Below are 705 nucleotides of genomic sequence, written 5' to 3'. Positions count from 1 at the left end.
AGATAGCGTCCTTGCTCAATCAGTGGGTATTGCAGCCTGAGCTATTTCGAGGATTAATATGTTATATTGTAGAACGAGGAAATACTTCTGATGCAAAGCAATTTTTGCATCAGATTGCGGAGAAAGCGACTGATTATCGGGAGGTGGTGATGACCATTGCAGAACAGCTACGGCAAGAGGGTGAGCAACAAGGAATTTTGAAAGGCCGTGAGGAAGGCATTCATCTGGGTGAACAGCGGGGTATAGAAAAAGGTAGGAAAGAGTCTGCTATAACCATAGCGCGCCAGCTTTTAGCCAACGGCGTTGATCGGGCTATTGTCAAAATGTCTACTGGACTATCTGATGCTGAGATTAATGCGCTTATGGATTGATGAAAAAGCCATATATTCTTATTTTAAGCGTTGTTTTTGGCGGAGTGATAGGGCGTCCCGCCATTTCTGCTGATAAAGATAGTCTTACCGGTAAGTGGTTAATTCGGCATATTTATAATTATGGAAACGTCGATGAGACTCACCCCATCTACTACGCACCGCCTCCGCCGCTTATCTTGCGCTATGGTGTCAATGCCAATTGAATTCTGATCCACTTTGCTAAAGTAAAACTGATCCACCCCCTTTAATTTACTCGCTCAGTTCCGCTTTCAATTTTTTATGTAGCTGACCGCTTTTTAGCTTGTCTTTTAACCGATAACTTTGTCCACTAATC

General features: G+C 43.3%; 1 protein-coding gene and 1 pseudogene. Both read left to right on the top strand.

Annotation, left to right across the window (positions count from 1 at the left end):
- A pseudogene (locus CBG25_RS09260) lies at window positions 1-371 on the top strand (ISNCY family transposase); the annotation flags it as partial.
- Window positions 371-574, top strand: coding sequence for a hypothetical protein (locus tag CBG25_RS09255; RefSeq protein WP_290606193.1), 204 nt, complete (start codon window positions 371-373; stop codon window positions 572-574). The pseudogene CBG25_RS09260 and the gene CBG25_RS09255, both read left to right, overlap by 1 nt.
- The last annotated feature ends 131 nt before the right edge of the window (window positions 575-705 follow it).

This window comes from Arsenophonus sp. ENCA, from assembly GCF_002287155.1.
Classification (GTDB): domain Bacteria; phylum Pseudomonadota; class Gammaproteobacteria; order Enterobacterales; family Enterobacteriaceae; genus Arsenophonus; species Arsenophonus nilaparvatae.
Note: the sequence above shows the minus strand (reverse complement) of the source record. Positions and strands in the feature narration are given on the sequence as shown.